The following is a 25,812-nucleotide window of genomic DNA, read 5'->3' on the forward strand; positions in this document are numbered from 1 at the left end:
GCGAAGGCTTGCTAAGAAGCATCCCCGGTGTCGAAAGACACCGGGGATGATGCCGTTCAAACACGCGATGCGCGGGCGAGCGGAACCGCGACGCTTGACCTTCGCCGGGGCCGCCCGCGGCCGTGTCGCCGCTGCCGTCGGCAGCCTTGCCAGCTCCTTTGGAAGCGCGCTGCCATCGGCAGCCTTGCCAGCTCCTTTGGAAGCGCGCTGCCATCGGCAGCCGTGCCCGCTCCCTTGGGACGGGGCGCGCTCAGAGCGCCATCTGGCGCAGCACGTATTTCTGGATCTTGCCGGTCGAGGTCTTCGGCACGTCGGCGAAGACGATGGCGGTTGGGCATTTGAAGCGCGCGAGATGGCTGCGGCAATGCGCCATCAGATCTTCGGCGCTGGCGTCGTGGCCGGGCTTCAGTTCGACGAAGGCGACGGGCGTCTCGCCCCATGTCTCGTGGGGCCGCGCCACCACGGCGGCGGTCTGCACGGCGGGATGCTGGTAGAGCGCGTTCTCGACTTCGATCGAAGAGATGTTCTCGCCGCCGGAGATGATGATGTCCTTGGCGCGGTCCTTCAGCTCGATATAGCCGTCCTCGTGCAGGACGCCGAGGTCGCCCGAGTGGAACCAGCCGCCGCGAAAGGCCTCGGCGCTCGCCGCCGGATTCTTCAGATAGCCGCGCATGACGATGTTGCCGCGGAACATGACCTCGCCGATGGTCTCGCCGTCGGCGGGCACCCGCGTCATCGTCTCCGGATTCATCACCGTGAGGTCCTCGAGGGCGGTGTAGCGCACGCCCTGCCGCGCCTTCAGCGCCGCCTGTTCAGCGTCGGGCAGGCTGTCCCAGACCGGCTGCCATTCGTTGACGACGGCGGGGCCGTAGGTCTCGGTCAGGCCGTAGAGATGTGTCACGGCAAAGCCCGCCCGCTTCATGCCGGCGAGCACCGACTGCGGCGGCGGGGCGGCGGCGGTGTTGAAGGTCACCGTCTGGTCGAAGGGACGCTTGTCCGCCTCCGCGGCGTTGATCAGCAGCGACATGACGATCGGCGCGCCGCAAAGATGGGTGACGCCGTGATCGGCGATGGCGTCGTACATCGCCTTGGCCCGCACCCATCGGAGGCAGACATGCGTGCCGGCCTGAACGGCCAGCGTCCAGGGAAAGCACCAGCCGTTGCAGTGGAACATCGGCAGCGTCCAGAGATAGACCGGCCGCTGGCCGAGGCCGGCCGCGACGACATTGGCGTAGCCCATCAGCGCCGCGCCGCGATGGTGGTAGACGACGCCCTTCGGGTTGCCGGTGGTCCCCGACGTGTAGTTCAGCGAGATCGCGTCCCACTCGTCGGCGGGCAGGGGCCAGTCATGGTCCGGATCGCCTTCCGCCAGCAGCGCCTCGTACTCGATCGTGCCGATGGCGGCGCCCTTGGCGACCGGCGCGTCCTCGGGGAAATCCGGATCGTCATAGTCGACGATCACCGGCCGGGCTTTCGCCAGGGCCAGCGCCGCGCCCATCACGGCGGAAAACTCCCGGTCGACGATGACGAGTTTTGCCTCGGAATGGTCGAGCTGGAAGGCGATGGTGGCCGCGTCGAGCCTTGTGTTGATCGAGAGCAGCACGGCCGCAGCCATCGGCACCCCGTGATGGGCTTCCAGCATGGCCGGCGTGTTCGACAGCATGACCGCCACCGTTTCGCCGCTCCTTATGCCGCGCCGCTCCAGCGCCGAAGCCAGTCGCTTCGAGCGGGCGTAGAAGTCGCGATAGGTCCGGCGCAGGCGGCCATGGATGATCGCGACCGTGTCGGGAAAGGTGTGGGCGGCCCGCGACAGGTAGGTGAGGGGTGTCAGCGGCTGATGATTGGCAGCGTTGCGGTCGAGGTTTTCGTCGTAAATGCCCATGTCGGTCCTCCCAGACTCGTTCCGGGGATAGTGATAGGAAATCGCCGACCTCCCGTCACGCGGCCTCCTCCGCCGAGCGGAGGCAAAAGGGGCACCCGCTCGCGGAAAGGGAGCCGGCGGGGCCGGCAGGAGCGTGGCGTTGGCGGCGGGTGACGAAAGCCCACCTGGCAAAATCGGCGGCGGCTTTCGGGCTGGCCTCGCTGGGGTCGAGAGGCCGGCTGCGGCACTTGCATGGGGCGCCGCGCTCTATTCCCATTGCGGCCTCGGCCGCCGCGACTGGACGGGCGGGCCGGGGAAATGCGATTAGGCTTCATGCTCGCCGCTTCAGGGGAAGTCCGCCAAGGGCTTCGCCCTGCCGTCAGCCCGCCCGGCGGTCCGGCCGGTCCATCCCTGCCTCTTCTCCAATTCCCGGGACATCCATGAATCGTCCGAACTTCCTGATCCTGATGGTCGACCAGCTGAACGGCACGTTCTTTCCCGATGGTCCCGCGGACTTTCTGCATGCGCCGAATCTGAAGGCGCTGGCGGCGCGCTCGGTGCGCTTTGCCAATGCCTATACGCCGAGCCCGCTCTGCGCGCCGGCGCGGGCCGCGTTCATGGCGGGGCAATTGCCGTCGCGCACCCGCGTCTATGACAATGCCGCGGAGTTCGCCTCGTCGATCCCGACCTATGCCCATCATCTCCGGCGCGCCGGCTACTACACCGCGCTGTCGGGGAAGATGCATTTCGTCGGGCCGGACCAGCTGCACGGCCTCGAAGAGCGCCTGACCACCGACGTCTATCCCGCCGATTTCGGCTGGACGCCGGACTATCGCAAGCCGGGCGAGCGCATCGACTGGTGGTATCACAATCTCGGCTCCGTCTCCGGGGCGGGCGTCGCCGAGATCACCAACCAGTACGAATATGACGACGAGGTCGCCCATCTCGCCGGGCAAAAACTCTACGATCTGTCGCGCGGGCACGAGAAGCGGCCGTTCTGCCTGACCGTCTCCTTCACCCATCCGCACGATCCCTACGTCGCGCGGCGGCAGTACTGGGATCTCTACGAGGACTGTCCGGCGCTGCAGCCGGAGGTCGGCAAGATCGCCTATGCCGACCAGGACCCGCATTCGCAGCGGCTGATGAACGCCTGCCAAGACGAGGCCTATGCGATCACGCCGAACGAGATCGCCCGGGCCCGCCGCGGCTATTTCGCCAACATCTCCTATGTCGACGACAAGATCGGCGAGCTGCTCGGCATCCTCGATCGCTGCCGCATGGCGGAGAACACCGTCGTGGTCTTCCTGTCCGACCATGGCGACATGCTGGGCGAGCGCGGCCTCTGGTTCAAGATGAATTTTTTCGAGGGTTCGGCGCGGGTGCCGCTGATGCTGGCGGCTCCGGGCCTGGCGCCGCGCCGCGTCGAAACGCCGGTCTCCACCCTCGACGTGGTGGCGACGCTCGGCGACATCGCCGGGATCGACCTCGGCGAGATCGAGCCTTGGACCGACGGCGTTTCGTTGATCGACACCCTCGCCCGGGGCGAACGGCGCGACGCGGTGCCGGTCGAATATGCCGCCGAGGGCAGCCAGGCGCCGATGGTCTCGCTGCGCGAAGGCGAGTTCAAGTTCAACCACTGCGAACTCGATCCGCCGCAGCTTTTCGATCTCGCCGCGGATCCGCTGGAACTCAACAATCTCGCCCCCGACCCGGCCTATGCGGACGAAGTGGCGCGCTTCCAGGCGCTGGTCGCCCGGCGCTGGGACATGGCGCGATTCGACCGCGAGGTGCGCGAGAGCCAGGCGCAGCGTCACGTCACCTACGAGGCGCTGCGCAACGGCGCCTATTATCCCTGGGACTACCAGCCGCTGCAGCGCGCCTCCGAGCGCTACATGCGCAACCACATGGACCTCAACGTTCTCGAAGAGGCCAAGCGGTTTCCCCGGGGAGAGTAGGGCATCGCTAACGCTGCCGGCTTTTCGCACTTGCACAAAAGTCGGGCGGAGCGTATCCCATAGGCTCCTGCCGCAGCGGGAGAGACCGGCCCCGAGCCGGCGCCGAAGGAGCAACCGCCCCGGAAACTCTCAGGTACCAGGGACCGCGCGGCTAATACATATCCGGAGAGTGACGGGCGTACCCGTCCGCCGAAGGAGCAAGCGCTGGCCGGAATCATCCGCGCCGCGTGAAACTTTCAGGCCATGAACGGAGGGGCACAACGACAGGCTGGGGGGATAATACCCCTTGGTCGGAAGGATCGATTGTGACCTCTATCGCCGTTATCGGCGCCGGCATTACCGGCGTCACCACAGCCTACAAGCTCAACGCCCTTGGCTACGACGTGACGGTCTTCGATCGTCAGGGGCATGCCGGCATGGAGACCTCGTTCGCCAATGGCGGCCAGCTGTCGGCCAGCAATGCCGAGGTCTGGAACCATCCCTCGACCTTCCTGAAGGGTCTGAAGTGGATGCTGAAGAAGGACGCGCCGCTGCTCGTCCATCCCGCCCCGTCCTGGCACAAGATGTCCTGGATGGCGGAATTCGTCGCCGCCGCGCGCAACTATCACGACAACACCGTGAAGACGGTCCGCATGGCCGTCGCCGCCCGCGCCCATCTGATCAAGATGGCCGACGACGAGGGCATCGACTTCGATCTGGAAAAGCGCGGCATCCTGCACGTCTACGAGACGCCGGCCGAGTTCGAGCATGGCCTTTCGGTCAACAAAATGCTGGCCGAAGGCGGCGTCGACCGCCGCGCGGTGACCCCGGAGGAGATCGAGGCGCTGGAGCCGGCGATCAAGGGCAAATTCCACGGCGGCTTCTTCACCGAAAGCGATTTCACCGGCGACATCCACAAGTATACGCAGGGGCTGGCTGCCGCCTGCCTGCGCAAGGGCGTGAAGTTTCGCTATCACGCCGAGGTCTCGAAGCTGCGCCACACCGGCGACGGCGTCGACATCGTGCTCGGCCAGGGGCCGGCGACGGAAACCGTGCACGCCGATGCCATCGTCGTCTGCGCCGGCACTCAGAGCCGCCGCTTCGCCGCCATGCTGGGCGACCGGGTGAACATCTATCCGGTCAAGGGCTATTCCGTGACCGTGAACCTAAACGACGCCGCAAGCCAGGACGCGGCGCCCTGGGTCAGCATTCTCGACGACAAGGCCAAGCTCGTCACCAGCCGCTTCGGCGCCAACCGGCTGCGCGTTGCCGGGACCGCCGAGTTCACCGGCGAAAACCGCGACATCCGCATGGCCCGCATCGATCCGATGACGGCCTGGGTGCGCAAGCGCTTTCCCGGCGTCTCCACCGCCTCGGTCGTGCCCTGGGCCGGCCTTCGGCCGATGATGCCCGACATGCTGCCGCGCGTCGGCGCGGGCTCGAAGCCCGGCGTCTTCTACAACACCGGTCATGGCCATCTCGGCTGGACGCTCTGCGCCATCACGGCCGAGACGGTGTCCGCTACGCTCGATACGGCGATGCGCCAGCCTTCGCAGGCGGCGAGCAAGCCCGCCGCCGTGGCGCGGGAACTCGCTCACAGCGCCTGAGGCGACCGCTCCGGGAGTCTAAAGAATGACGAGGCCGGGGAGAAATCCCCGGCTTCGTCATGTCTGCGACAATCGCTGTCGAGGCGAGGGAGAGCGGACATGGCGGAGCGCACGAATGTGAAAGCGGAGGTGGCGGCGGCGGCGCGGCTTGTGGCCAGTCTTACGGGCCTGCCGGCGGAGGTGCTGCTGGCGGTCGCGATCGTCGAGACGAACGGCGTCGCCTATGCCGAATTCGAGGGACGGCGCGAGCCGCTGATCCGCTTCGAGGGCCACCATTTCGACCGCCTGCTCGATCCGGCCCGGCGCGCGCGGGCGCGGACGGCGGGTCTCGCCGATCCGAAGGTCGGCGGGGTGAAAAATCCGCTGGCCCAGGCGGCGCGCTGGCGCCTCCTCGACCGGGCCGCGGCGATCGATCCGGCGGCAGCCTTCGCGGCGACCTCCTGGGGGCTCGGCCAGGTCATGGGGGCGCACTGGCAACGACTCGGCTATGCCTCGCCCGAGGCCATGGCAGAGGAGGCCCGGCGCTCGGCCGAGGGCCAGTTCGCCATCATGGCGACCTTCCTGCGACAGAACCGGCTCGATGTCCTGCTGCCGCGCGGCGGCTTTGCCGCCTTTGCCCGCGGATACAACGGTCCGGCCTTCGGGCGCGATGGCTACGACCGCAAGATCAGGGCCGCCTATGCCGCGGCGGGGCGGCGGCTGGCGCGGCCGGATTGAGGGCGGATCGCGGCCTCGGCGGCGACCGATCGTGTCCAAAGGGTGGCGGAATCCGGCGATCGTGCTATCTACAGCCGCACCATGACCATGCCCCCCGCCCTTCGTGCCGACGCGCACGCCGTCTTTCTCGACTTCGACGGAACGCTGGTCGAGTTCGACGACGATCCCCGCCAGGTAGCGATCGCGCCCGCCGCGCTCGAGCGGCTGGCGGCCTTGCAGCGCAGCCATAGCGGGGCACTGGCCATCGTCAGTGGCCGGCGCATCGTCGACCTGGATCTCTTCCTCGCCCCCCTCACTTTCGCGGCTGCCGGCGTCCACGGGCTGGAGCGGCGCGTGGTGGCCGGCGGCGAGACGCTGATGCTCGCAGGCCCCGAGGCGCTGGACACGGTTCGTGCGGCGCTCGCGGCGCCGCTGGCCGCCATGCCGGGCCTGTCGCTGGAGGACAAGGGAACGGCCCTCGTCATCCACTACCGGACCGCCCCCAAACTTTCCGCCCCGGCCTTGGAGATGATGCAAAGCGCCATCGCCGATCGAAGCGATCTGGTGCTGATGCAGGGCGAGGGGATCGTGGAAGTCCACCCGGCCGGGATGGACAAGGGGAGAGCCGTCGCCGACCTCATGCAGGAGAAGGTCTTTGCCGGCCGGATCCCCGTCTATGTCGGCGACGACGTGACGGACGAGTTCGCGCTCGCCTATGTCCGCGAGGCCGGAGGCGTGTCGGTCAAGATCGGCAAGGCGCAAAGTGCGGCGGAATTTCGCCTGGAGGATGTTACGGCACTCCATCGCTGGCTCGGTGTCCGGGCCCGATGAGGGGGCCGGCTGCCAAGGGAGGTTCGTCATGACCCATCATCAAAAAGGTCGTCTCGTCGTGGTCTCCAACCGCGTCGGTCCGCTCACCGACGAGGGCAAGGCCGGCGGTCTCGCCGTTGGTCTCGCCGATGCGCTGAAGCGCCGCGGCGGGCTGTGGTTCGGCTGGAGCGGCGAGACTTCGGAAGAGGGAACGTTCAGCGAGGAAAAGACCGAGGTCTTCGGCGGCACGGCGATGACGACGATCGATATGACCGAGGAGGAGCTCGAGGGCTTCTACCACGGCTATGCCAACCGCTCGCTCTGGCCGCTGTTGCACTATCGGCTCGACCTCGTGCAGTTCGACCGCCAGTCGGATCGGGTCTACCGCTCGGTGAACCAGCGCTTTGCCGCGCGGCTGGCGCCGCTCGTCACCGACGACGATCTCGTCTGGGTGCACGACTACCACTTCTTCTATCTCGGCTCGGACCTGCGCCGGTGCGGCTACAAGGGTCGGCTCGGCTTCTTCCTGCACATTCCCTTTGCGTCGCCCGAGATCTTCATGGCTCTGCCGGGAGCACACGATCTCGTCCACTCGATGCTGGCCTACGACCTCATCGGCTTCCAGACCCGGCAGGATCGGCGCAACTTCGTCAATTTCTGCATTCACGAGCTGGGCGGCCACAAGCTGCCGGGCGACCGGATCGAGGTCGGCGGGCGGATCGTCCAGGCCTCCGTGTTTCCGATCGGCATCGATGCCGAGGGCTTCGCGCGCTTTGCCGTCTCGCCGGAAGCGGGGGAGCACGAGGAGATGCTGCGCGATCTGGCGCGGGGCCGGCTGCAGATCGTCGGCGTCGACCGCCTCGATTACTCCAAGGGACTCGTCGAACGGCTGCTCGGCTTCGAGCGCCTGCTCGAGGATTTCCCGGACAACCGCGGCGGCGTAAACTTTCTGCAGATCGCGCCGCTGTCGCGCTCCGAGCTCGACGCCTATATCGACCTGCGTGCCGAACTCGAGGGCCTGGCCGGCCGTCTCAACGGCCGATTCGCCACGCTCGACTGGACGCCGATCCAGATCATGACCACCGGCTTCACGCGGCGTGCGCTGGCAGGAATCTACCGGGCGGCGCGGGTCTGCATGGTCACGCCGCTGCGCGACGGCATGAATCTCGTGGCCAAGGAGTTCGTCGCGGCTCAAGATCCGACCGATCCGGGAGTCCTCATCCTGTCGCGCTTTGCCGGCGCGCGGGCCGAGCTGATGGATGCCCTGATCGTCAATCCCTACGCCACCGACGAAGTGGCCCGGGCGCTGCAGCGGGCGCTGACCATGCCGCTGGCAGAGCGTCAGGAGCGGCATCAGGCGATGCGGGAAAAGGTCTTTCACGGCACCGCCGCGCACTGGTGCGAGAGTTTCCTGACGGCATTGGAATCGGCCGAACCCGAGGCGCGATTGCCGGCCGACGCAGCGTCAGACGCCTTTTCTGCGCCGGCTTAGAATTTCGGCGGGTCGATTTTGATCCCGCGACAGATGCGATAGAAGCGGTGGCGGCGCCTGGCGCGGCGCCCCAGATCCAGACAGCGAACCAACAGCGGAGCCCTCCGACATGGCACAGAACAAGCAGGCGCTGATGGCGGTGCTCAGCGCGCAACCGGTGATGCCGGTGGTCGCCGTCGACAGCGCGCGCGAGGCCGTCGACCTCGCGCGGGCGCTCGCCAAGGGCGGGCTGAAGGCGATCGAGATCACGCTGCGCACCCCGGCGGCGATGGACGCGATTCGCGCCGTGGCGCAGGAGGTGCCGGAATCGATCTGCGGCGCCGGAACGGTGCTCGGCCCCCGCCAGTTCGACGCCGCCTGCGAGGCCGGCGCGAAGTTCATCGTGTCGCCCGGCACCACGATCGAGCTTCTCGATGCCGCCAGGAATTCCTCGGTGCCGCTCCTGCCGGGTGCGGCGACGCCGAGCGAACTGATGGCGATGCTGGAGGAAGGCTACGAGATCCTGAAATTCTTCCCGGCCGAACAGTCCGGTGGGATCGCCTTCCTGAAGGCGCTGGCCCCGGTGTTCCAACAGGTCCGCTTCTGCCCCACCGGCGGCATCTCGATGAAGAACGTGCGCGACTATCTGGCGCTGCCGAACGTCGTCTGCGTCGGCGGTTCCTGGGTCGCACCGAAGGACGTGGTCGCTGCCGGCAATTTCGACGAGATCACCCGGCTGGCCGCCGAGGCGGCCGCCCTCACGGCGGCCTGAGCCGAGCACGCCATGGTGATGGCGGGAGTGGTGCCGACGCCTTGATCTGAAACGGCTTTCGCCCAGCTTAGACGGCTCCCGCTCTCGTCGTCGCAGGTCCCTCATGCCGTTTCGCTGGCTCGCACTCACCGGTTGCCTCATGCTTCTGGCGGTTCTATCCGCCTGCTCGGGACCGGCCCTTTTGAACGCGGTGACGAGCAAAGCCGGCTACCGCGTGACGGAGGATCTCCGCTATGGGCCGGGCGAGCGCGGGACCTACGATCTCTACGTCCCGGACGGCGCCGATGCGACGACGCCGGTCGTCGTCTTCTTCTATGGCGGCGGCTGGGATTCCGGGTCGAAGGGCATTTATCCCTTTGTCGGCCAGTCGCTGGCGAGCGCGGGCGTCATCGTCGCCATTCCCGATTACCGCGTCTATCCCGAAGTTCAATTTCCCGGCTTCGTCGAGGATGGCGCCCGGGCCGTCGCCGCGGTGGCGACCGCCGCGCGCGAAGGTCGCCACGGCCTCGTCCCGGGGGTGCACCCGCTGTTCCTGATGGGGCATTCCGCCGGGGCCCAGATCGCCGCGCTGCTGTCGCTCGATTCGCCCTATCTGGCCGATGCCGGCGGGACGGGGCAGAAGCTTTCGGGCCTCATTGGGCTTGCCGGACCCTATGATTTCCTGCCCCTCACCGACGAGCGCTACAAGCGGGTGTTTCCACCGCGCCTGCGGTCCGCCAGCCAGCCGGTGAATTTCGTCACGGCCACGGCGCCGCCGATGCTCCTCGTCGCCGGTGCGGCCGACACGACCGTCAGGCCGGCCAACAGCCGTTCGCTCGCCGAAAAGGTTCGCGCCGCCGGCGGCTCGGCGACCGTCGACATCCTGCCGGGCGTGGATCACATTGGCGCCGTGAGCGGGCTCGCCACGGCGCTGCCGCTCGGCGACCGGACGATCCGTCCCGCCGTCCTCGCCTTCATCAAGGAGCATTCATGACCGCCGATCTCGCATCCTGGTCGCCGCGTCCGCGTCCGGACTCTTTGGCGGCCACCGGCAGGCACGTCTCCCTCGAGCGCATCGTCGACGAACGCCGCTTCGACGAACTGTATGACGCGTTTTCCGCGGACGTGGAGGGCAGCCTGTACCACTGGCTGCCCTACGGGCCCTTTTCCACCCGCGCCGAATTCAAGGATTTCGCGCGGCGGACCTATATCGGCGGCGACAATTGTTTCTATGCCCTGGTGCCCACGGCCAGCGGCCGGGCCGAGGGCGTGGCGGCGCTGATGCGCACCGACACGGCGATGGGCGTCACCGAGATCGGCCACATCTGTCTGGCGCCTTCCCTGCAGCGGACGGTGGCGGCGACCGAGGCCTTCGCGCTGTTCATGGCCTATGTCTTCGACACGCTCGGCTATCGCCGCTTCGAGTGGAAGTGCGACAACGGCAACGAGCCGTCGAAGCGCGCCGCGACGCGCCTCGGCTTCGTCGAAGAGGGGCTGTTTCGCCAGCACATGATCGTCAAGGGTCGCAACCGCGATACCGCCTGGCTGTCGATCACCGACGGCGAGTGGCCGGCCCTGCGCCATGCCTTCGCCCAGTGGCTCGACCCGGCGAACTTCGACGCGGCGGGACGGCAGGTCCGGCCGCTGTCCGACTTTCGCCCGTAAGGCGGGTCCAGGCCGCCTGAACGCGCGCCGGCTTCGCTGGTGAGGCGCTACCGACGCCGCACGCTCAGCTCTTGGCGGGAACGATCGTGATCAACTGGTTCTCGGGATAGATGCTCTCGTAGAGAACGCCATCGCCGGGCGCGAACTCGATCACGGTGCCGCCGCCGCTGTCGGCCATGATCAGCGCCCCGTCTTCGGTCGAGCGCCAGAGCGACACCCGCGACAGGCCGGGCGAACGGACGCAGTCGGGTCCGAAGGGGACGGGACGGAAAATCCGGGCGGCGGGGTCGGGCTTGCTGACCTTGCAGGTCGCGCCCGTGCGCAGGTCGATGAGGCGCATGGCGCCGGGGCCATTGGCCGGACCCCGGGGCGCGATGGCCCCGGTCGTGATCGTCCCGTCGACGAGCTGCGCCGTCGTGGCGAGGTCATCGGTGGCGAGCTTGGCCGTGCCCTGAAGACTGGATGCCAGGAAGGCACCGACCAAGCCGACGGCCATCGCAATCGTGGCAAATCTCATGGGGGGCTCCTTGCGGGATAAAGTGTACTCTCGCTCCAACGATATGAATAAAGGGTTAAGCGAAGCTTGCCGAATGAACGCATCCTTCACGACGCGGCGGACGGCGCACCGGCAAAACGCCACGCCGCCTGTGCGCCCGAAGGCTTTTCGCATCCTACGCCCCAGTCCAGGCGGCTTCCCAGCAAATTGCTTTGCCGGGACGAAAATCGGGCCGCGGTCAGCCGCGCTGCTTGATCCCCGCTTTGACGGCCTCCGGCACGGGGGTCTCGGCAGGCCGTCCGCCGAACCAGGCCTCGAGGTTGCGGATGACGAGATCGCCCATCTGCTTGCGTGTGTGGACCGACGCCGAGGCGACGTGCGGCAGGAGGACGGCATTGTCGAGGTCGATCAGGGCCTGCGGCACATGCGGCTCGCGGGCGAAGACGTCGAGGCCGGCGGCGCGGATCGTGCCGTCCTGCAGCGCCTTGATCAGCGCCTCCTCGTCGACGACCGTGCCGCGGCCGATATTGATGAGGACGCCGTCCGGCCCGAGGGCCTGGAGAACCGCCGCATCCACCGCCTTGTCCGTGCCGCCGCCGCCCGGTGCGGCGATGATCAGCGTATCCACCGCGGCAGCGAGCGCGGCGAGGGTCGGATGATAGGCATAGGCGACGTCGTCGCGTGCCGAGCGGTTGTGATAGGCGATCGACACGCCGAACCCTTCCAGCCGCCGGGCGATGGCGAGGCCGATGCGGCCGAGGCCCATGATGCCGACGCTGCGGCCGCGCAGGGTGGTCGGCGTCAGCGGATAGTTGCCGTTCTTCTCCCACTGGCCGGCGCGCAGATAGACCTCGGCCCGCGACAGCTCGCGCACCGTGTTGAGCAGGAGGCCGATCGTGGTGTCGGCGACCTCGTCGGTGAGGACGTCCGGCGTGTTCGTGACCATGATGCCGTTGGCCGCGGCATAGCCGGCGTCGACGCCGTCATAGCCGACGCCGAAATGCGCGATGATCTCGAGGTTCGGCAGTTGCTTCATCATCTCGGCCGTGAACACGCCCATCAAAGCGACGGCTCGGATCTCCGCCCTCTCGCTCTCGCTCATCTGGTCGATCGGCGGGCCCTGGCGGACGTCGAACCTCTCCTGCAGGGTTTTCAGCGTGTCCGGGTTCATCCGGCCGGGAATGAAGACGGGGACGGTCTTGGGATCGGTCATGCAGGCTCCATTGCACTGGGTTGCCGGCCCGTGGGCCAGAGAAAATCGCAGGACTGCCGGATCTTCAGCTCCGGCGTGATGAGCTCGACGCGGTCGACGGCCGGGGCGCCTTGGAGGCGGGCGAGGAGGGCGGCGGCGGCGCGACGACCGACCTCGCTCTGGCCGTTGGCGACGGTCGTCAGCGGCGGCATGGCGATCGCGGCCTCGTCGATGTCGTCATAGCCGGTGACGGCGATGTCGATGCCGGGCCTGAGACCCGCACGCGACAGACCGTACATGAAGCCGAGAGCGACGAGGTCGGAGAAGCAGCAGGCCGCGGTCGGACGGTCGGGGATGGCCAGAAACTGCGGCGTGGCGTCGAATCCGGAATGGCGGCTGCGCGGTCCCGTCACCCGCCATTCCGGCCGGAATTCGATCCCGGCGCCGGCGAGGGCATTCAGATAGCCCTTTTCGCGGTCGCGGCCGGTCGAGGTCAGCTCGGTGCCGCCGATCATCGCGATGCGCCGGTGGCCGCGGGCGATCAGGTGTTCCACCGCCAGGCTCATGCCGTAGCTGTCGTCGCCGCGAAAGCTGGTGACGCCCGCGCCCTCGACCGTCCGCGCGATCAGGACGCAGGGCAGGTCGTTGTCCTCGGCGAGCCGGATGTCGGCGGCCGGCGTGCCGATCGAGGGCGACATGATCAGCCCGTCGGCGCCCAGCTGCAGCATGGTGTCGACGAAGGCGCGCTGCTTGGACAGCTCGTCGTAGTGGTTGCACAGGATGAAGGTCTGGCGGTGCCGGTCGAGTTCGTTCTCGATCGACTGCAGGATTTCGCCGAAGAAGGGATTCATGATGTCGTGCACGCAGACGCCGACGATCCCGGACTTGGAGGTGCGCAGGCTGGCAGCCCGGCGGTTGTAGATGTAGCCGGAGGCGCGCGCCTCCTCCTTGATGCGCTCGCGCGTCACCTCGGCGACCAGCGGACTGTCGCGCAGCGCGAGCGAGACCGTCGCGGTGGACAGGCCCAGCGCATCGGCGATCGTCGACAGTTTGACCTTCTGCGCCACCTATGCCCGATCCGGTTTCGTCGTGTTCGTCATGACTGAGCTATGGCAAAGACCGGAGCGGACGGAAAGCCCGCATTGCGAAGCAGCGCGGCAATCGGTCGTCAAATCCTGGCTCACTCGTCGCCGTCGTCGGCATCGGCGGAGAGGCCGAGATTGCGCTCGATCCGCTGCAGCAGCTTGCGCAGCGTCTTGCGCTCCTTCTCCGACAGGCCGCGCAGCGCATTGCGCTCGACGGTCTTCTGCGCGCCGCGAACTTCCGCGACCAGGGCCAGGCCCTTTTCGGTGAGGAAGGCATGGCTCTGGCGGGCGTCGCTCGACGAAGCGCGTTTTTCGACCAGGTCCTGCGCCGTCAGCCGCGCCACGGTCTTGGTGACGGTCGGCGGGCGGACCGACAGGCGGTCGGCGAGGTCGCGCAGCGACAGGCCGTCCTCGGCGCCGAGCGCCAGGAGCACCGCGTCCTGGCCCGGATAGAGATCGATCGCCGACAGCCGCGCCGACAGCGCCGTGCGGCTGGCCCGGGCGGACAGGACAAGCTGCGTCATCGTCGATCGCTTCTTCTTCTTGACCTGCATCACCACCCCGACCCTTGCGCCGTGAAGATGGCGGATGGGTCGGTGAAAGTCCACCGAAGCGGGCCATCCGCCTTCCGTTGCGGCCGGTGCCGCTATAGAGACGGGACACCCTGACACGCCGACATGACAGGATGCCGATGCGCCGCCGCTACGAAGAGATGACATCGACGGACCTGGCCGCGCGGACGGACCTCGCCGGGGCGATCGCCGTGGTACCGATCGCCGCGATCGAGCAGCACGGACCGCATCTGCCGCTCGGCACCGATGCGCTGATCGCCGACCACATGGTCGAGACGGTGCTGCCTTTGCTGCCGGACGATCTCGTTGCGACCTTCCTGCCGGTGATGCGCGTCGGCGCCTCGGCCGAGCATGGCGGCTTTGCCGGCACGATCGACCAGGGCTGGCGGCAAACCGTCGAAGGCCTGATCGCCGTCGGCGAAGGGCTCGCCGCGGCGGGATTCCAGCGCCTGGTCATCGTCAGTTCGCACGGTGGCAACACGCCGGCGATGGAGACCGCGGCGCTCGAACTGCGGCGGTCGCACGGGCTTCTGGTCGCGACCTGCAACTGGATGCGTTTCGGCACGCCGTCGGGGCTTTTGCCCGAGGCGGAGCTGGCGCATGGCATCCACGGCGGGGCGGTGGAGACCGCGCTGATGCTGCATTTCCGCCCGGACCTCGTGCGCGGCGAGGCGCTGGCCGACTTCCCCTCGCTGCAGTCCGAGCTGGAACAGAGCGCGACAAAACTGCGCGCCCACGGCCGCCTCGGCTTCGGCTGGATGGCGGGGGATCTCAACCCGGCCGGCGTCGTCGGCGACACGCGGCTCGCCACGGCTGAGATGGGCCGCACCATCGCCGAGCACCAGGCAAAGGGCTTTGCCGAGTTGCTGGTAGATGTCGCGCGCTTCGACCTCCGCCGGCTGGCGTAAAAGGGGACGCACCGTAACGTCCTCGGCTTTCCCGGGCGAACCCCGTGCAATCTCGCTCGACCGGGCCTATATCCGGCCGATCATCAAGGAGGCAGAGATGTCCGACACCGCATCGACCGATCAGATTCCCGTCACCGTCCTCACCGGCTATCTCGGTGCCGGCAAGACGACGCTGTTGAACCGAATCCTCTCCGGCGACCACGGCAAGCGCTACGCCGTCATCGTCAACGAGTTCGGCGAGATCGGCATCGACAACGACCTCATCGTCGAATCCGACGAGGAGATCTACGAGATGAACAATGGCTGCGTCTGCTGCACGGTGCGCGGCGACCTTGTCCGCGTCGTGGAAAGCCTGACCAAGCGCAAGGGTCGCTTCGACGGCATCATCGTCGAGACGACGGGCCTCGCCGATCCCGTGCCGGTGGCGCAGACCTTCTTCATGGACGAGGACGTGCGCGCCAAGACGCGGCTCGACGCCGTCGTCGCGCTGGTCGATGCCAAGCACCTGCCGCTGCGCTTGAAGGACAGCCGCGAGGCCGAGGACCAGATCGCCTTCGCCGACGTCGTCCTCCTCAACAAGACCGATCTCGTCTCGCCGGAAGAACTGGCGAAGATCGAGGCGACGGTGCGCGCCATCAACCCGCACGCGATCATCCACAGGACCGTGCGCGCCGACATCGACCTCGCGCGCGTGCTCGACCAGGGCGCCTTCGATCTCGCCCGCGTCCTCGATGCCGATCCGGAATTCATCGAGGCGGCCGAGCAGAGCCACGACCAGCATGCCTGCGGTCCCGATTGCGACCACGAGCACCATGACCACCACGCCCATGATCATCACGATCACGGCCACGATCATGCCGGACACGATCATCATGGGCATGACCATGGCCATGCCTCGGCGATCCACGACATCACCGTGACCTCGGTGTCGCTGCGCGGCGGCGAGCTCGACCAGAAGAAGTTCTTCCCCTGGATCCAGGCGCTGACCCAGGAACAGGGGCCGAACATCCTCCGGCTGAAGGGCATCATCGCCTTCGACGGCGATCCCGACCGCTATGTCGTGCAGGGCGTGCACATGATCATCGAGGGCGACCACCAGCGTCCCTGGCGCGAGAACGAAAAGCGCGAGAGCCGGCTGGTCTTCATCGGCCGCGACCTCGACCGCGAGGCGCTCTCGGCCGAGTTCGACGCCTGCGCCGTTCGCGCCAAGCAGAAAGCCCATGCCTGATGCCCTCGATTGCCCCGTATGATTTCGAGGCTTTCGTCGAGACGGCATTGTTTCTGGGAGACGAACCGGTCTTCGCGCTCGTCGACGGGACTGTCCGGTTTCCCGCCGGCGGCGAGCGGGTCGTCACCGCCCACGAGGGCGGACTGACCACCGCCCGCTACGACCCCTTCGCGCGCCGGCTCCTGTCCGGCGGCGAGGATGGGCGCGTTCTGGCGATCAAGGCCGACGGCAGCCAGAGCGAACTCGTGCGCATCGAGCGCAAGTGGATCGACGCGGTGGCCGGCGGACCGAACGACAGCGTCGGTTTTGCCGTCGGGCGCGCGGCCAGCGTGCGCTTTGCCGATGGCCGGGTGAAGGATTTTCTCCACACCCGCTCGGTCGAGGACATCGCCTTCGCGCCGAAAGGCATGCGGCTGGCGACGGCCCGCTACGACGGCGCGTCGCTCTATTTCGCCGCGACCGAGAGCGCGCCGGCGACGCTGGAATGGAAGGGCGCGCATATCGGCATCGCCTTCTCCCCGGACGGTCGCTTCCTCGTCACCCGCATGCAGGAGAATGCCCTGCACGGCTGGCGGGTCGAGGACGGCAAGCACATGAAGATGACCGGCTATCCCGCCAAGGTGAAGAGCTGGTCCTGGTCGGTGAAGGGCAAGTATCTCGCCACCTCCGGCGCGCCCGCGGCGATCCTCTGGCCCTTCTCCGGCAAGGACGGGCCGATGGGCAAGGCACCGCTGGAACTCGGCACGCGCGGCGATTCGATGGTCACCGCCGTCGCCTGCCATCCGGTCGAGGAAATGCTGGCGATCGGCTATCAGGACGGCATGATCCTGGCCGTGCGCCTCTCCGACAGCCGCGAGGCGGTGTTGCGGCGCGCTGGCTTGAGCCCCGTGCGGACTATGGGCTGGGACGGCAAGGGCGCGCGCTTGGCTTTCGGGTCGGAGAGCGGCGAGGCGGGCGTGATCGACATCGCCGCCTGAAGCGGTCAAGCCGGCACGGCCTGCGGGCGCAGCGGCGCCTCCACGACGCAGACCACGCCGGTCTCGTGATAGCTGAGCGAGACCTTGCCGCCGAATTCCAGCGCCAGGGTCTTTTCGATCAGCCGCGAACCGAAGCCAAAGGCCCGGGGCGCGGTCACCCGCGGGCCGTCGCTCTCGCGCCATTCCAGCCAGAGATGCGATCCTTCGGGGCCCGTGGTGACGGTCCAGCCGATGGAAATCCGTCCCTCGTCATTGCTGAGCGCGCCGTATTTGACGGCATTGGTCGAGAGTTCGTGCAGGGCAAGGCCGAGCGCCAGGCTCTGCTTGGCCGACAGCCGGACAGGCGGCCCGGTCCAGGTGACCCGGCCCCCCTCTTCCGGCTGCAGGGCCCGCAGCGAATCGCAGACGATGTTGATGATGTCGGCATCGTGCCAGGACGTCTGGACCAGGAGTTCGTTGGCGCGGCTGAGAGCGATCAGGCGATCGGTGAAAATGGCTAGGCCCGCTTGGGCGCTGGGGGCGCGCCGCAGGGTCTGGTTGGCGAGGGCGTTGACCATGGCCAGCGTGTTTTTCACGCGGTGCTGCAGTTCCCGCGCCAGGAATTTTTGCCGCTCCTCGTCCTCCTGCTCGCGGCTGATGTCGCGGACGGCGCCGACGAAACGGACGGCCACGCCGTTCTGGACGATGACCTGCCCATTGGCGTGGACCCAGCGCAGCAGGCCATCGTCGCGCCCGATGGTGCGGAAGACCGCGTCGTAGGTGCCGGTGCCGGACAGGTCGAGGGCCCGCGCGATCGCTCCCAGCGCCGCGGACCGGTCCTCCGGATGCAGCGTCGGCAGAAAAGTACGGCGGAAACTGACCGACTGCTCGTCGAGGACGCCGAAGGCGGTTCGGCAGCGCCGATCCCAGAGCAGGGTCCGGGTCGCCAGATCGTGGTCGAAGGTGCCGATATTGGCTGCCTCCTGGGCCAGTCGCAGCCGTGTTTCGGCGTTCAGCCGCGCTTGTTGCACCCGCTGTCGCTCGGCGAAGCGCCAGGATCGCTGCAGCGCCTCGTCGACGAAGGCGAGTTCCTCCGCGCTCCAGGCCCGCGGCCGGGAGTCATGCAGGAACAGGGTGGCTCTCTGGAGGCTCGGATCGAGCGCCGGCATGATGGCGAAGGAGCGGATGCCGTCCTGCGTCCACGGCTCCAGGTTGTCGCGCGTCAGGGCATGGGTGGCGATGTCGTCGATCACGACCCGTCCCGACGCCGTGGCCACCACCAGCTGCTCGCCATATCTCTGGCGCGCCAGGTGTTCGGCGAGCGGCGCGACGCCGGTGCTCGTCCACTGGGCGATCACCGATGCCAGGAGGCCATCCGGGCTCACCCTGACATAGCCCGCCCGGCAGAGGCCGAGGGTCCTGCCGAGGATTTCGGCCATGTGGGCCGCATGGTCCAGATCCTCCGTGCCGGTCAGGACATCGTCGCTGATCTGCAGCAGCGCGGCCTGCTGCGTCAGCCGGGCGCGTTCCAGGGTCACGTCGACGAGAACGCCGGGGAAGCGGTCGGGACGCCCGCGCTCATCGCGGAGGCAGCGTCCCTCAGCCCGGACATGGCGCACGCGTCCGTCGACATCGACGGTGCGGAACTCGGCAGCGAAGAGCCCGCCGGTGACGACGGCCTCGTCAATCCGAACCATCGTCGCCGGGCGGTCCTCGGGGTGGACGCCGCTGGCGTAGTCGGCGATCGAAAATCCGGAGATGGCGGCCGCGGGCTCGATCCTGAACAGGTGGGCGAAGCGGGGATCGGCATAGATCCGGCCGCGCTTGACGTCCCAGTCCCAGGTGCAGGCGAGCGCCGACACGTCGAAGGCGGCTTGCCGGCTCTGCCGGGCCATCTCCGCATCGCGTTGCCGGGCCTGCCCGCTCGCATGGCCGCCGAGGAAGAAGGAGCGTGTCGGCAGGGCCAGGGCGTCGTCGACGCTGCCATCGATCTGGAACCGGGCCATCATGGCCTGTGCATCGGCCAGTCGCCGGCGCAGATCGGCATTCTCGACCTGCAGCGACGACAATTCGACCTCTTGCATCGGAGCCATGCGGCGCACCCGTCCACACTGCGGTGGGGGCTCCGGGCCCCCGCTCGCCGCGAATCATCCGTGCCCGATCGGCATGCCCATCAATAGCAAGCTACGAACAATTGACCATAGGGAATATGATCGAGCGGTGCGGGAGCCGGTGCGACCGTTTGGCCGAACCTAGGCCGTTTGTGCGGCGTGCCTTCCGGCGGTGATCGCCTTGCGACCCGTCGGGCAGATCAGACCCTCGGTGCCGGCCAGGGCCTGCTCGGCCAGTTCCAGGCCGAGCAGGCGGTGACGCTCGAAGGGACCGGGCATGGCCAGTCCGGCCGCCGGCGCCGCCGAAAAGCCGAAGCGCGCGTAGTAGTCGGGATCGCCGACGAGAAGGATCGCGGCATGGCCGCGCCAGTGCGCTTCCGCCACGGCCCGCCGCATCAGAGCCGAGCCGACGCCGCAGCCGGCGAGCTCCGGAAGCACTGCCAACGGCCCAAGCAGGAGGGCAGGCGTGCCCGTATCGCCGGCCGCGACATGCCAGAGCCGGACGCTGCCGATGATGCCGCCGGCCTCGGTCCGGGCCACGAGCGCCAACCCTTCGGCCGGCAGGCGACCGCGACGGATCGCTTCGGAAGCCTTGCGGCGGCGGCCGGGGCCCATGGCGCGGTCGAGCAGCGCCTCGCGCGCAGCCGCGTCGCTCGTCGCTTCCGCACCGATGTGGAAGGCGGGCACGGCGAAGGGCGCGGCCGGGAGAGCGGCGGACAGGGGGACAGATGCGATCATGCGATCAACCTCGAGACGGGGGAGGCCGAGAAAGGACGCGCTGGATTTCCGGGTGAGCATCCAGCGCGCGGGCGAAAAGCCCGGCGCCAGATGCGCCGGGATCAGATCACGTAGGATCGCAACGGTTCGAAGCCGTTGAAGGCGACGGCCGAGTAGGTCGTCGTGTAGGCGCCGGTTCCCTCGATGAGGACCTCGTCGCCGACCGTCAGCGTGATCGGCAGCGGGTAGGGGTTCTTCTCGTAGAGGACGTCGGCCGAATCGCAGGTCGGGCCGGCGATGACGCAGGCTTCCATGCGGTCGCCGTCGCGGGGCGTGGTGATGGGGTAGCGGATGGCTTCGTCCATCGTCTCGGCGAGACCGCCGAACTTGCCGATGTCGAGGAAGACCCAGCGGTTGGCGTCGGTCGCGGACTTCCGCGAGACCAGGACGACCTCCGCCTTGATCACGCCGGCATCGCCGACCATGCCGCGGCCCGGCTCGATGATGGTGTCCGGGATGCGGTTGCCGAAATGCCGGCTCAGCGCGCCGAAGATCGAGCGGCCGTAGGCCTCGGCCGACGGCACGTCCTTGAGGTAGCGGGTCGGGAAGCCGCCGCCCATGTTGACGAGGGTCAGCACGATGCCCTTCTCGGCCAACATGCGGAAGACATGGCTGGCATCGGCGATCGCCGCGTCCCAGGCCTCGGTGTCGGTCTGCTGCGAGCCGACGTGGAAGGAGACGCCGGTGGCGACGAGGCCGAGGCTCTGGGCGTAGACCAGGACGTCGATCGCCATGGCCGGCACGCAGCCGAACTTGCGCGACAGCGGCCATTCCGCGCCTTCGCCATTGGTCAGGACGCGGCAGAACACCTTGGCGCCGGGGGCGGCGCGGGCGACCTTCTCGACTTCCTCGACGCAATCCACGGCATAGAGGTTCACGCCGAGATCGAAGGCGCGCGCGATGTCGCGCTCCTTCTTGATGGTGTTGCCGTAGGAGATGCGATCGGCGGTCGCGCCGGCATCCATCGCCATCTCGATCTCGGCGACCGAGGCGCAGTCGAAGCTGGAGCCGAGCGCCGCGAGCAGGCGCAGCACTTCCGGCGCCGGATTGGCCTTCACGGCATAATAGATGGCCGAATTCGGCAGCGCCTTGCGGAAGGCGCCGAAATTGCTTTCGACCACGTCGAGGTCGACGACGAGGCAGGGGCCGGCGGGACGTCGGGTGGCGAGGAAGTCGATGATGCGCTGCGTTGCCATGGTAAGCATTCCCAAGAACCAGAGGGATAACGAGGAGCGGACGAAGACGGTCCCGCGATCGCCGGACAGGCGCTCACAAGCTCGGATACGTTCGCGACGTGGTCCGACGACGGCGCTATGCGCGCCGGTATCGGTCGTTGTCTGCCTTGGCATGGAGGGCTTGAACCCGCCGCACATGGGGCAATGAGGGTGTGCCTCTTCAGTATTCCCGGCTGTGGAGACCAGGGGAGACCAAAAAAGCCCGCACCGTCGTTGCTTTAAGGCGTCCTCGACTTCGCTTGGCGCGAAGACGACTGGAGGGTACTACTCCAGGACCGTCCCGATGGCCTCGCATATGAGGATCGGGGGACGCCCACAGGCTCGTGCGACTTTGGGCAAGGCCGATATATGACCGGTTCGCGTCATACACAACCGCAAAATCTTGTGCCGGTTGATTTTTGTCCTGAGACGCCCGACGAAGGTGCGAAGTGTCGGAATCGTGCAACATTGCACCAGTTTCGCGCAAGCCTGGAGAGCCGATGGACACCCTGACGCGGATGCGCGCCTTCATCGCCGTGGTCGAGAACGAGGGCTTTTCGGCGGCCGCCCGCAAGACGGGTCGCTCCAAGGCGCTGCTGTCGAAATATGTGCGCGAGCTGGAGGACGAACTCGGCGTCCTCCTGATCAACCGGACGACGCGCCAGATCGCCCTGACGGGCGCCGGCGAGGTTTATCTTGCCCGGGCCTCGGCGATCCTCGCCGATCTCGAAAGCCTCAACGAGGAGGCGCGCGAGGCGACGGGCGAGGCCAAGGGCCGGATCCGGGTGTCGGCGGCCCGCACCTTCGGCGATGCCGAGCTCGGCCATTCGCTCGTCGATTTCGCCGTCGCCCATCCCGACATCTCGCTCGACATCCATCTCGACGACAATTTCGTCGACCTCGTCGAGGATGGCTTCGACGTCGCCATCCGGATGACGCGGCTCAGCGATTCGGCGATGATCGCGCGGCGTCTCGCCTCCTTGGACTTCTCGCTCTGCGCCAGCCCCGCTTTGATCGAACGGGTCGGGCGACCGGCTCACCCCTCGGCCCTCACCGGCTATCCCGCGGTGATCGACTCCAATTCGCGCATGTTCTCCAACTGGTCGTTCCGCGATCCCGCGACGGGCGAGCCGTTTCCGGTGCCGGTGTCGGGGCAGTTCACCGCCAACAGCCCGGTCACCGTCCGGGCCGCGGTGAGGGCTGGCCTCGGCTTTGCGATGATCCCGGAATTCGTCGTGCGCGCCGACCTCGCCGCGGGGCGGCTGGTGACGGTCCTCGAAGACTACATGCCGCAGGAGGCGGGCATCTATGCCGTCTTCCCGCACCGTCGGCATCTTCCGCTGCGCGTGCGCCTGTTCGTCGACTTTCTCGCCGTCTGGTTCCGCAAATGCGATGCCGAGCGGGCACCCGAGACCGTGACGGCGGTCTGAGGGCGCCGGGGCCGAAGAGACCGGGATAGAAAGGCGCCGCTCACGCTCTGGCAATGATTGGCCCCGATACTGGGGCCTGGGGCGGCGAAGGCGGCCTCAGCGAAATCGTCCGAGGGAATTCGTATGCGTCCGCTTCTGCTTGCCGCCTGTCTCGTCCTGTCGGTGGCCGGGCCGTCCTCAACGGCCTTGGCGGCCGGCGATCCGAAGCCGCGATGGGCGGAGGAGACGTTCGCCAGCGACTACGACCCCGGCACGATTGTGATCAAGACCAGCGAGCGCAAGCTCTACCTCGTCACCGGGGCGACCACCGCGCTCCGCTACGAGATCGCCGTCGGCCGGCCGAGCGAGCAGTGGTTCGGCGAAAGCTTCGTCACCCGCAAGCGGTTCAACCCGACCTGGGTGCCGACGCCCTCGATGCGCGAGAAAAATCCGGCTCTGCCGCAGTCGGTGGGGCCCGGGCCATCCAATCCGCTGGGCGTCCGCGCGATGAATCTGGGCTGGGGGACCTATCGCATCCACGGGACCAATTCGCCGCGCTCGATCGGCAGCGCGGCATCGTCCGGCTGCTTTCGCATGCGCAATGCCGATGTCAGCGACCTGTTCGACCGGGTGCATGTCGGCGCCCAGGTTATCGTTCTGAAATAAAAAGTCTGGGCGTCCTGCCCAGAAGGGACGCGGCCGCATGCCGCGTCCCTGCGCTAAAGCGGTCTGCCGCCTCGGCGTCAGTCGCGGCGCAGCAGCGCGCCGATGACCAGCAGCACGACCGCGCCGAGGGCAATCGAAGCGACAGGATTGTCGCGCGCCGTCCGCTCGATCTGGCGGGCCTGCTTGCGCAACTCGCGCGCCACTTCCGGACCGCGGTCCTGGACATAGCCGTAAAGGTCGGACGCACGGCCCTCCAAATCCTCGAAGGCAGCGGATCCACGGCGCGACAGCGACTTGGTGAGCGTGGCCAGCTCGTCGCGCAGAGCGGTGATCTGGTCTTCCAGTTCGGCTTGGGTCGTCTTCATGCGAGATCTCCGGGTTGGGCCGCGTGCGGCACTGGGTGAACAGATGGGGTGTCCGATCGTTCCGACGAGTCCCGACGGACTCTTGCGGTGCTCTGCCGCACGGCGCATGAAGCCCTCGCGGTGGCCGACCGGCGGCCTCTTCCCAACTTCGGCCATTCTTCTGGGGTCAGCACGGGGCCGCGTTCACAGGGGAGGGGCCATGACGTCGATCAACCGTTGGGCGGTCCTTCTTCTGGCCGCGACCCTGCTGCCGGCCGCCAGGGCCGAGGCACATCCGCATGTCTTCGCCGATGCCCGCATGGAGATCGTCGGCGACGCCGCGGGCCAGCTGGTCTCGGTGCGCAACATCTGGCGCATGGACGAGCTGTTTTCTTCCAGCGTCATCGTCGACTTCGACAAGAACGCCAACGGGGCACTCGACGACGACGAACTGCAGGCCGTTGGCGACACGGTCAAGGAATCGATCGCCGAGTGGAGTTTCTATACGTTTGCGGTCGTCGCCGACAAACCGGTGAAGATGCAGCCGCCCGAGACGATCCGGGCGCTCTTCCAGGACGGCCAACTGCTCCTGTTCTTCGAGATGAAGGCGGGCGAGCCGATCGACATGAAGACGCAGAAGCTGACCGTGTCGAGTTTCGACGAAACTTTCTTCGTCGCCTTCGTCTTCGAGGACGAGAACAGTTTTCAGCTCGTCGACACGCCACCGAGCTGCAAGAAGGACATGATCGTGCCGGACGAAGACGAGGCGGCGCAGCAGTGGATGGCCTCGATCGCCGGCCTCGGCCCGGACGAGACGGTCCCCGCCGACGGCGTCGACTATGCCAAGGTTCTGGCGACGCGGCTGGAGATCACGTGCAGCTGACGTCGGGCTCCGGGCGCAGGACCGTCGCCCTCGTGCTGCTCGCCGCGCTGGCGCTGGCCGTTTTCGCCGAGCCGAGCCTTGCCCGGTCGTCGCTCGGGATCGGCACGGCGGAATCGGTGTCGCAGCCGAGCGGCCCGCTGGCGGGCCTGTTCATCGAGATCAACGCCTATCAGCGGCAGTTCTTCGCCGCGCTGCGCGAGGCGCTGGTCGGCATGCGCCAGGGCGCCGGCGGGGTCTGGTTCTTGGTCGGCCTGTCCTTCGTCTACGGCATCTTTCACGCGGCCGGGCCCGGTCACGGCAAGGCGGTGATCTCGTCCTATCTCCTCGCCAACGAGGTGCAGCTGCGCCGCGGCATCGCTTTGTCCTTCGTGTCGGCGCTGCTGCAGGCGGTCACGGCGCTCGTCGTCGTCGGCGTCGGCTGGTTCTTCCTTAGGGGAACCGGGGTGTCGATGACCGATACGACGAACTGGCTGGAGATCGCCTCCTTCGTCCTGATCATCGCCTTCGGCTGCGGGCTGCTGCTGCGCAAGGTCTGGCGGCTGGTTCAGCGGGCACGGCGTCCGGCCGACGTGTCCGCACTCGCGCCGCTGGGCGCCGGCGAGCCGGTGTCCGGCCTGGCCTTTGCGGGCGGCCCAGCGGCGCCGGCGGCGCCAGCGGGGCCCATGCGGCTGCGCGGCAGCGGCATGCCGGCCGCGGCCGCGCGCAGCGGACCGATCATGCGCCCGGCCTCGGCGAGTCTCGCGCCCGACGTCTGCATCGACGCGGCCGACGACTGCGACTGCGGCCGTGCGCACATGCCCGATCCGCGAGCTTTGGGGGCCGGCCGGCTGTCACTCGGCTCGGCTGCCTCGGCCGTCTTCGCCGTCGGCCTCAGGCCCTGCACCGGGGCGATCGTGGTGCTGACCTTCGCGCTCCTCAACGGCCTCTATCTCGGCGGCATCCTGTCGGTGGCGGCAATGGCGCTCGGCACCGCGATCACCGTCTCGGCGATCGCGGCCCTGGCTGTCTTCGCCAAGGATGTGGCGCTGCGCTTCGGCGCCGCCGGCGGACGGCGGGGCCTCGTGCTCGACGCGGTGGAGCTTCTCGGCGCGCTTCTCGTCATCGCCCTCGGCGTCGCGCTTCTCGGTGGTGCGCTCGCTTAAGTCCTTCTGGGCGCGCCAGTCCTTCTGGGCGCGC

General features: G+C 67.9%; 24 protein-coding genes and 1 riboswitch. Of the genes, 15 read left to right on the plus strand and 9 right to left on the minus strand.

What is annotated here, in order from left to right; all coding sequences use genetic code 11:
* Positions 1–250: 250 nt before the first annotated feature.
* Positions 251–1,882 carry an acyl-CoA synthetase gene (locus tag IEX88_RS15935; protein WP_188852492.1) on the minus strand — a complete coding sequence of 544 codons (1,632 nt, stop codon included), beginning with the start codon at positions 1,880–1,882 and terminating at the stop codon, positions 251–253.
* Between the two features lie 419 nt (positions 1,883–2,301).
* On the opposite strand from IEX88_RS15935, the gene betC reads away from it, so the two are divergent.
* From betC to IEX88_RS15975, 8 genes are all read left to right on the plus strand, one after another.
* A complete protein-coding gene (betC, locus tag IEX88_RS15940) occupies positions 2,302–3,816 on the plus strand; it encodes a choline-sulfatase (RefSeq protein WP_188852494.1) in 1,515 nt (504 codons plus the stop codon).
* 65 nt (positions 3,817–3,881) lie between these two features.
* A riboswitch (glycine riboswitch) is annotated at positions 3,882–3,972 on the plus strand.
* A gap of 149 nt (positions 3,973–4,121) precedes the next feature.
* Complete coding sequence (locus IEX88_RS15945) at positions 4,122–5,402, plus strand: D-amino acid dehydrogenase (RefSeq protein WP_188852496.1); 1,281 nt, start codon at positions 4,122–4,124, stop codon at positions 5,400–5,402.
* 99 nt (positions 5,403–5,501) lie between these two features.
* Entirely contained in the window at positions 5,502–6,119 is a 618-nt protein-coding gene (locus tag IEX88_RS15950) for an N-acetylmuramidase domain-containing protein (protein WP_188852498.1), read from the plus strand.
* Between the two features lie 81 nt (positions 6,120–6,200).
* The gene (gene otsB / locus IEX88_RS15955) at positions 6,201–6,929 is read left to right on the plus strand and encodes a trehalose-phosphatase (protein ID WP_188852499.1); all 729 of its coding nucleotides are present in this window, start codon (positions 6,201–6,203) and stop codon (positions 6,927–6,929) included.
* Positions 6,930–6,957: 28 nt separating this feature from the next.
* Entirely contained in the window at positions 6,958–8,400 is a 1,443-nt protein-coding gene (locus IEX88_RS15960; RefSeq protein WP_188852501.1) for an alpha,alpha-trehalose-phosphate synthase (UDP-forming), read from the plus strand.
* A gap of 109 nt (positions 8,401–8,509) precedes the next feature.
* A complete protein-coding gene (locus IEX88_RS15965; protein ID WP_188852503.1) occupies positions 8,510–9,151 on the plus strand; it encodes a 2-dehydro-3-deoxy-phosphogluconate aldolase in 642 nt (213 codons plus the stop codon).
* Positions 9,152–9,254: 103 nt separating this feature from the next.
* Positions 9,255–10,124 (plus strand): alpha/beta hydrolase, encoded by an 870-nt coding sequence (locus IEX88_RS15970; protein WP_188852506.1) that lies wholly within the window; start codon positions 9,255–9,257, stop codon positions 10,122–10,124.
* Entirely contained in the window at positions 10,121–10,795 is a 675-nt protein-coding gene (locus IEX88_RS15975; protein ID WP_188852508.1) for a GNAT family N-acetyltransferase, read from the plus strand. Before IEX88_RS15970 ends, IEX88_RS15975 begins: the two co-directional genes overlap by 4 nt.
* Positions 10,796–10,859: 64 nt before the next feature.
* Here the strand turns inward: IEX88_RS15975 and IEX88_RS15980 are convergent, their stop codons facing one another.
* From IEX88_RS15980 to IEX88_RS15995, 4 genes are all read right to left on the minus strand, one after another.
* Positions 10,860–11,312 carry a hypothetical protein gene (locus IEX88_RS15980; protein ID WP_188852510.1) on the minus strand — a complete coding sequence of 151 codons (453 nt, stop codon included), beginning with the start codon at positions 11,310–11,312 and terminating at the stop codon, positions 10,860–10,862.
* 217 nt (positions 11,313–11,529) lie between these two features.
* On the minus strand, positions 11,530–12,504 hold the full coding sequence (locus tag IEX88_RS15985; RefSeq protein ID WP_188852512.1) for a 2-hydroxyacid dehydrogenase: 975 nt from the start codon (positions 12,502–12,504) through the stop codon (positions 11,530–11,532).
* Entirely contained in the window at positions 12,501–13,550 is a 1,050-nt protein-coding gene (locus tag IEX88_RS15990; RefSeq protein ID WP_188852514.1) for a LacI family DNA-binding transcriptional regulator, read from the minus strand. The genes IEX88_RS15985 and IEX88_RS15990 overlap by 4 nt, the downstream gene beginning before the upstream one ends.
* A 113-nt stretch (positions 13,551–13,663) precedes the next feature.
* Positions 13,664–14,092 carry a MarR family winged helix-turn-helix transcriptional regulator gene (locus IEX88_RS15995; protein WP_244640243.1) on the minus strand — a complete coding sequence of 143 codons (429 nt, stop codon included), beginning with the start codon at positions 14,090–14,092 and terminating at the stop codon, positions 13,664–13,666.
* A 167-nt stretch (positions 14,093–14,259) separates the two neighbouring features.
* Between IEX88_RS15995 and IEX88_RS16000 the strand changes: the two genes are divergently transcribed.
* From IEX88_RS16000 to IEX88_RS16010, 3 genes are all read left to right on the plus strand, one after another.
* Entirely contained in the window at positions 14,260–15,048 is a 789-nt protein-coding gene (locus tag IEX88_RS16000) for a creatininase family protein (protein WP_188852516.1), read from the plus strand.
* Positions 15,049–15,145: 97 nt separating this feature from the next.
* Positions 15,146–16,276, plus strand: a complete 1,131-nt coding sequence (locus IEX88_RS16005) for a CobW family GTP-binding protein (RefSeq protein ID WP_188852518.1) — start codon at positions 15,146–15,148, stop codon at positions 16,274–16,276.
* Entirely contained in the window at positions 16,276–17,253 is a 978-nt protein-coding gene (locus tag IEX88_RS16010; RefSeq protein ID WP_188852520.1) for a WD40 repeat domain-containing protein, read from the plus strand. The genes IEX88_RS16005 and IEX88_RS16010 overlap by 1 nt, the downstream gene beginning before the upstream one ends.
* A gap of 5 nt (positions 17,254–17,258) precedes the next feature.
* Here the strand turns inward: IEX88_RS16010 and IEX88_RS16015 are convergent, their stop codons facing one another.
* The 3 genes from IEX88_RS16015 to odc2 all read right to left on the minus strand — a co-directional run bounded on the left by IEX88_RS16015 (position 17,259) and on the right by odc2 (position 21,316).
* Positions 17,259–19,325, minus strand: coding sequence for a PAS domain-containing protein (locus tag IEX88_RS16015; protein WP_188852522.1), 2,067 nt, complete (start codon positions 19,323–19,325; stop codon positions 17,259–17,261).
* Between the two features lie 159 nt (positions 19,326–19,484).
* Complete coding sequence (locus IEX88_RS16020; RefSeq protein WP_188852524.1) at positions 19,485–20,081, minus strand: GNAT family N-acetyltransferase; 597 nt, start codon at positions 20,079–20,081, stop codon at positions 19,485–19,487.
* Between the two features lie 101 nt (positions 20,082–20,182).
* On the minus strand, positions 20,183–21,316 hold the full coding sequence (gene odc2 / locus IEX88_RS16025; protein ID WP_188852526.1) for an ornithine/lysine decarboxylase: 1,134 nt from the start codon (positions 21,314–21,316) through the stop codon (positions 20,183–20,185).
* Between the two features lie 518 nt (positions 21,317–21,834).
* On the opposite strand from odc2, the gene IEX88_RS16030 reads away from it, so the two are divergent.
* The gene (locus tag IEX88_RS16030; RefSeq protein ID WP_188852529.1) at positions 21,835–22,764 is read left to right on the plus strand and encodes a LysR family transcriptional regulator; all 930 of its coding nucleotides are present in this window, start codon (positions 21,835–21,837) and stop codon (positions 22,762–22,764) included.
* A 123-nt stretch (positions 22,765–22,887) separates the two neighbouring features.
* On the plus strand, positions 22,888–23,409 hold the full coding sequence (locus tag IEX88_RS16035; protein ID WP_188852530.1) for a L,D-transpeptidase: 522 nt from the start codon (positions 22,888–22,890) through the stop codon (positions 23,407–23,409).
* Positions 23,410–23,486: 77 nt separating this feature from the next.
* On the opposite strand, the gene IEX88_RS16040 is transcribed toward IEX88_RS16035, so the two are convergent.
* Complete coding sequence (locus IEX88_RS16040) at positions 23,487–23,774, minus strand: ElaB/YgaM/YqjD family protein (protein ID WP_188852532.1); 288 nt, start codon at positions 23,772–23,774, stop codon at positions 23,487–23,489.
* 199 nt (positions 23,775–23,973) lie between these two features.
* On the opposite strand from IEX88_RS16040, the gene IEX88_RS16045 reads away from it, so the two are divergent.
* Both IEX88_RS16045 and IEX88_RS16050 read left to right on the plus strand, forming a co-directional pair.
* Positions 23,974–24,636, plus strand: a complete 663-nt coding sequence (locus IEX88_RS16045) for a DUF1007 family protein (protein WP_188852534.1) — start codon at positions 23,974–23,976, stop codon at positions 24,634–24,636.
* Positions 24,627–25,778 carry a nickel/cobalt transporter gene (locus IEX88_RS16050; protein ID WP_244640245.1) on the plus strand — a complete coding sequence of 384 codons (1,152 nt, stop codon included), beginning with the start codon at positions 24,627–24,629 and terminating at the stop codon, positions 25,776–25,778. The genes IEX88_RS16045 and IEX88_RS16050 overlap by 10 nt, the downstream gene beginning before the upstream one ends.
* Positions 25,779–25,812: the final 34 nt, after the last annotated feature.

It is taken from the genome of Aureimonas glaciei (genome assembly GCF_014643375.1).
Classification (GTDB): Bacteria; Pseudomonadota; Alphaproteobacteria; order Rhizobiales; family Rhizobiaceae; genus Plantimonas; species Plantimonas glaciei.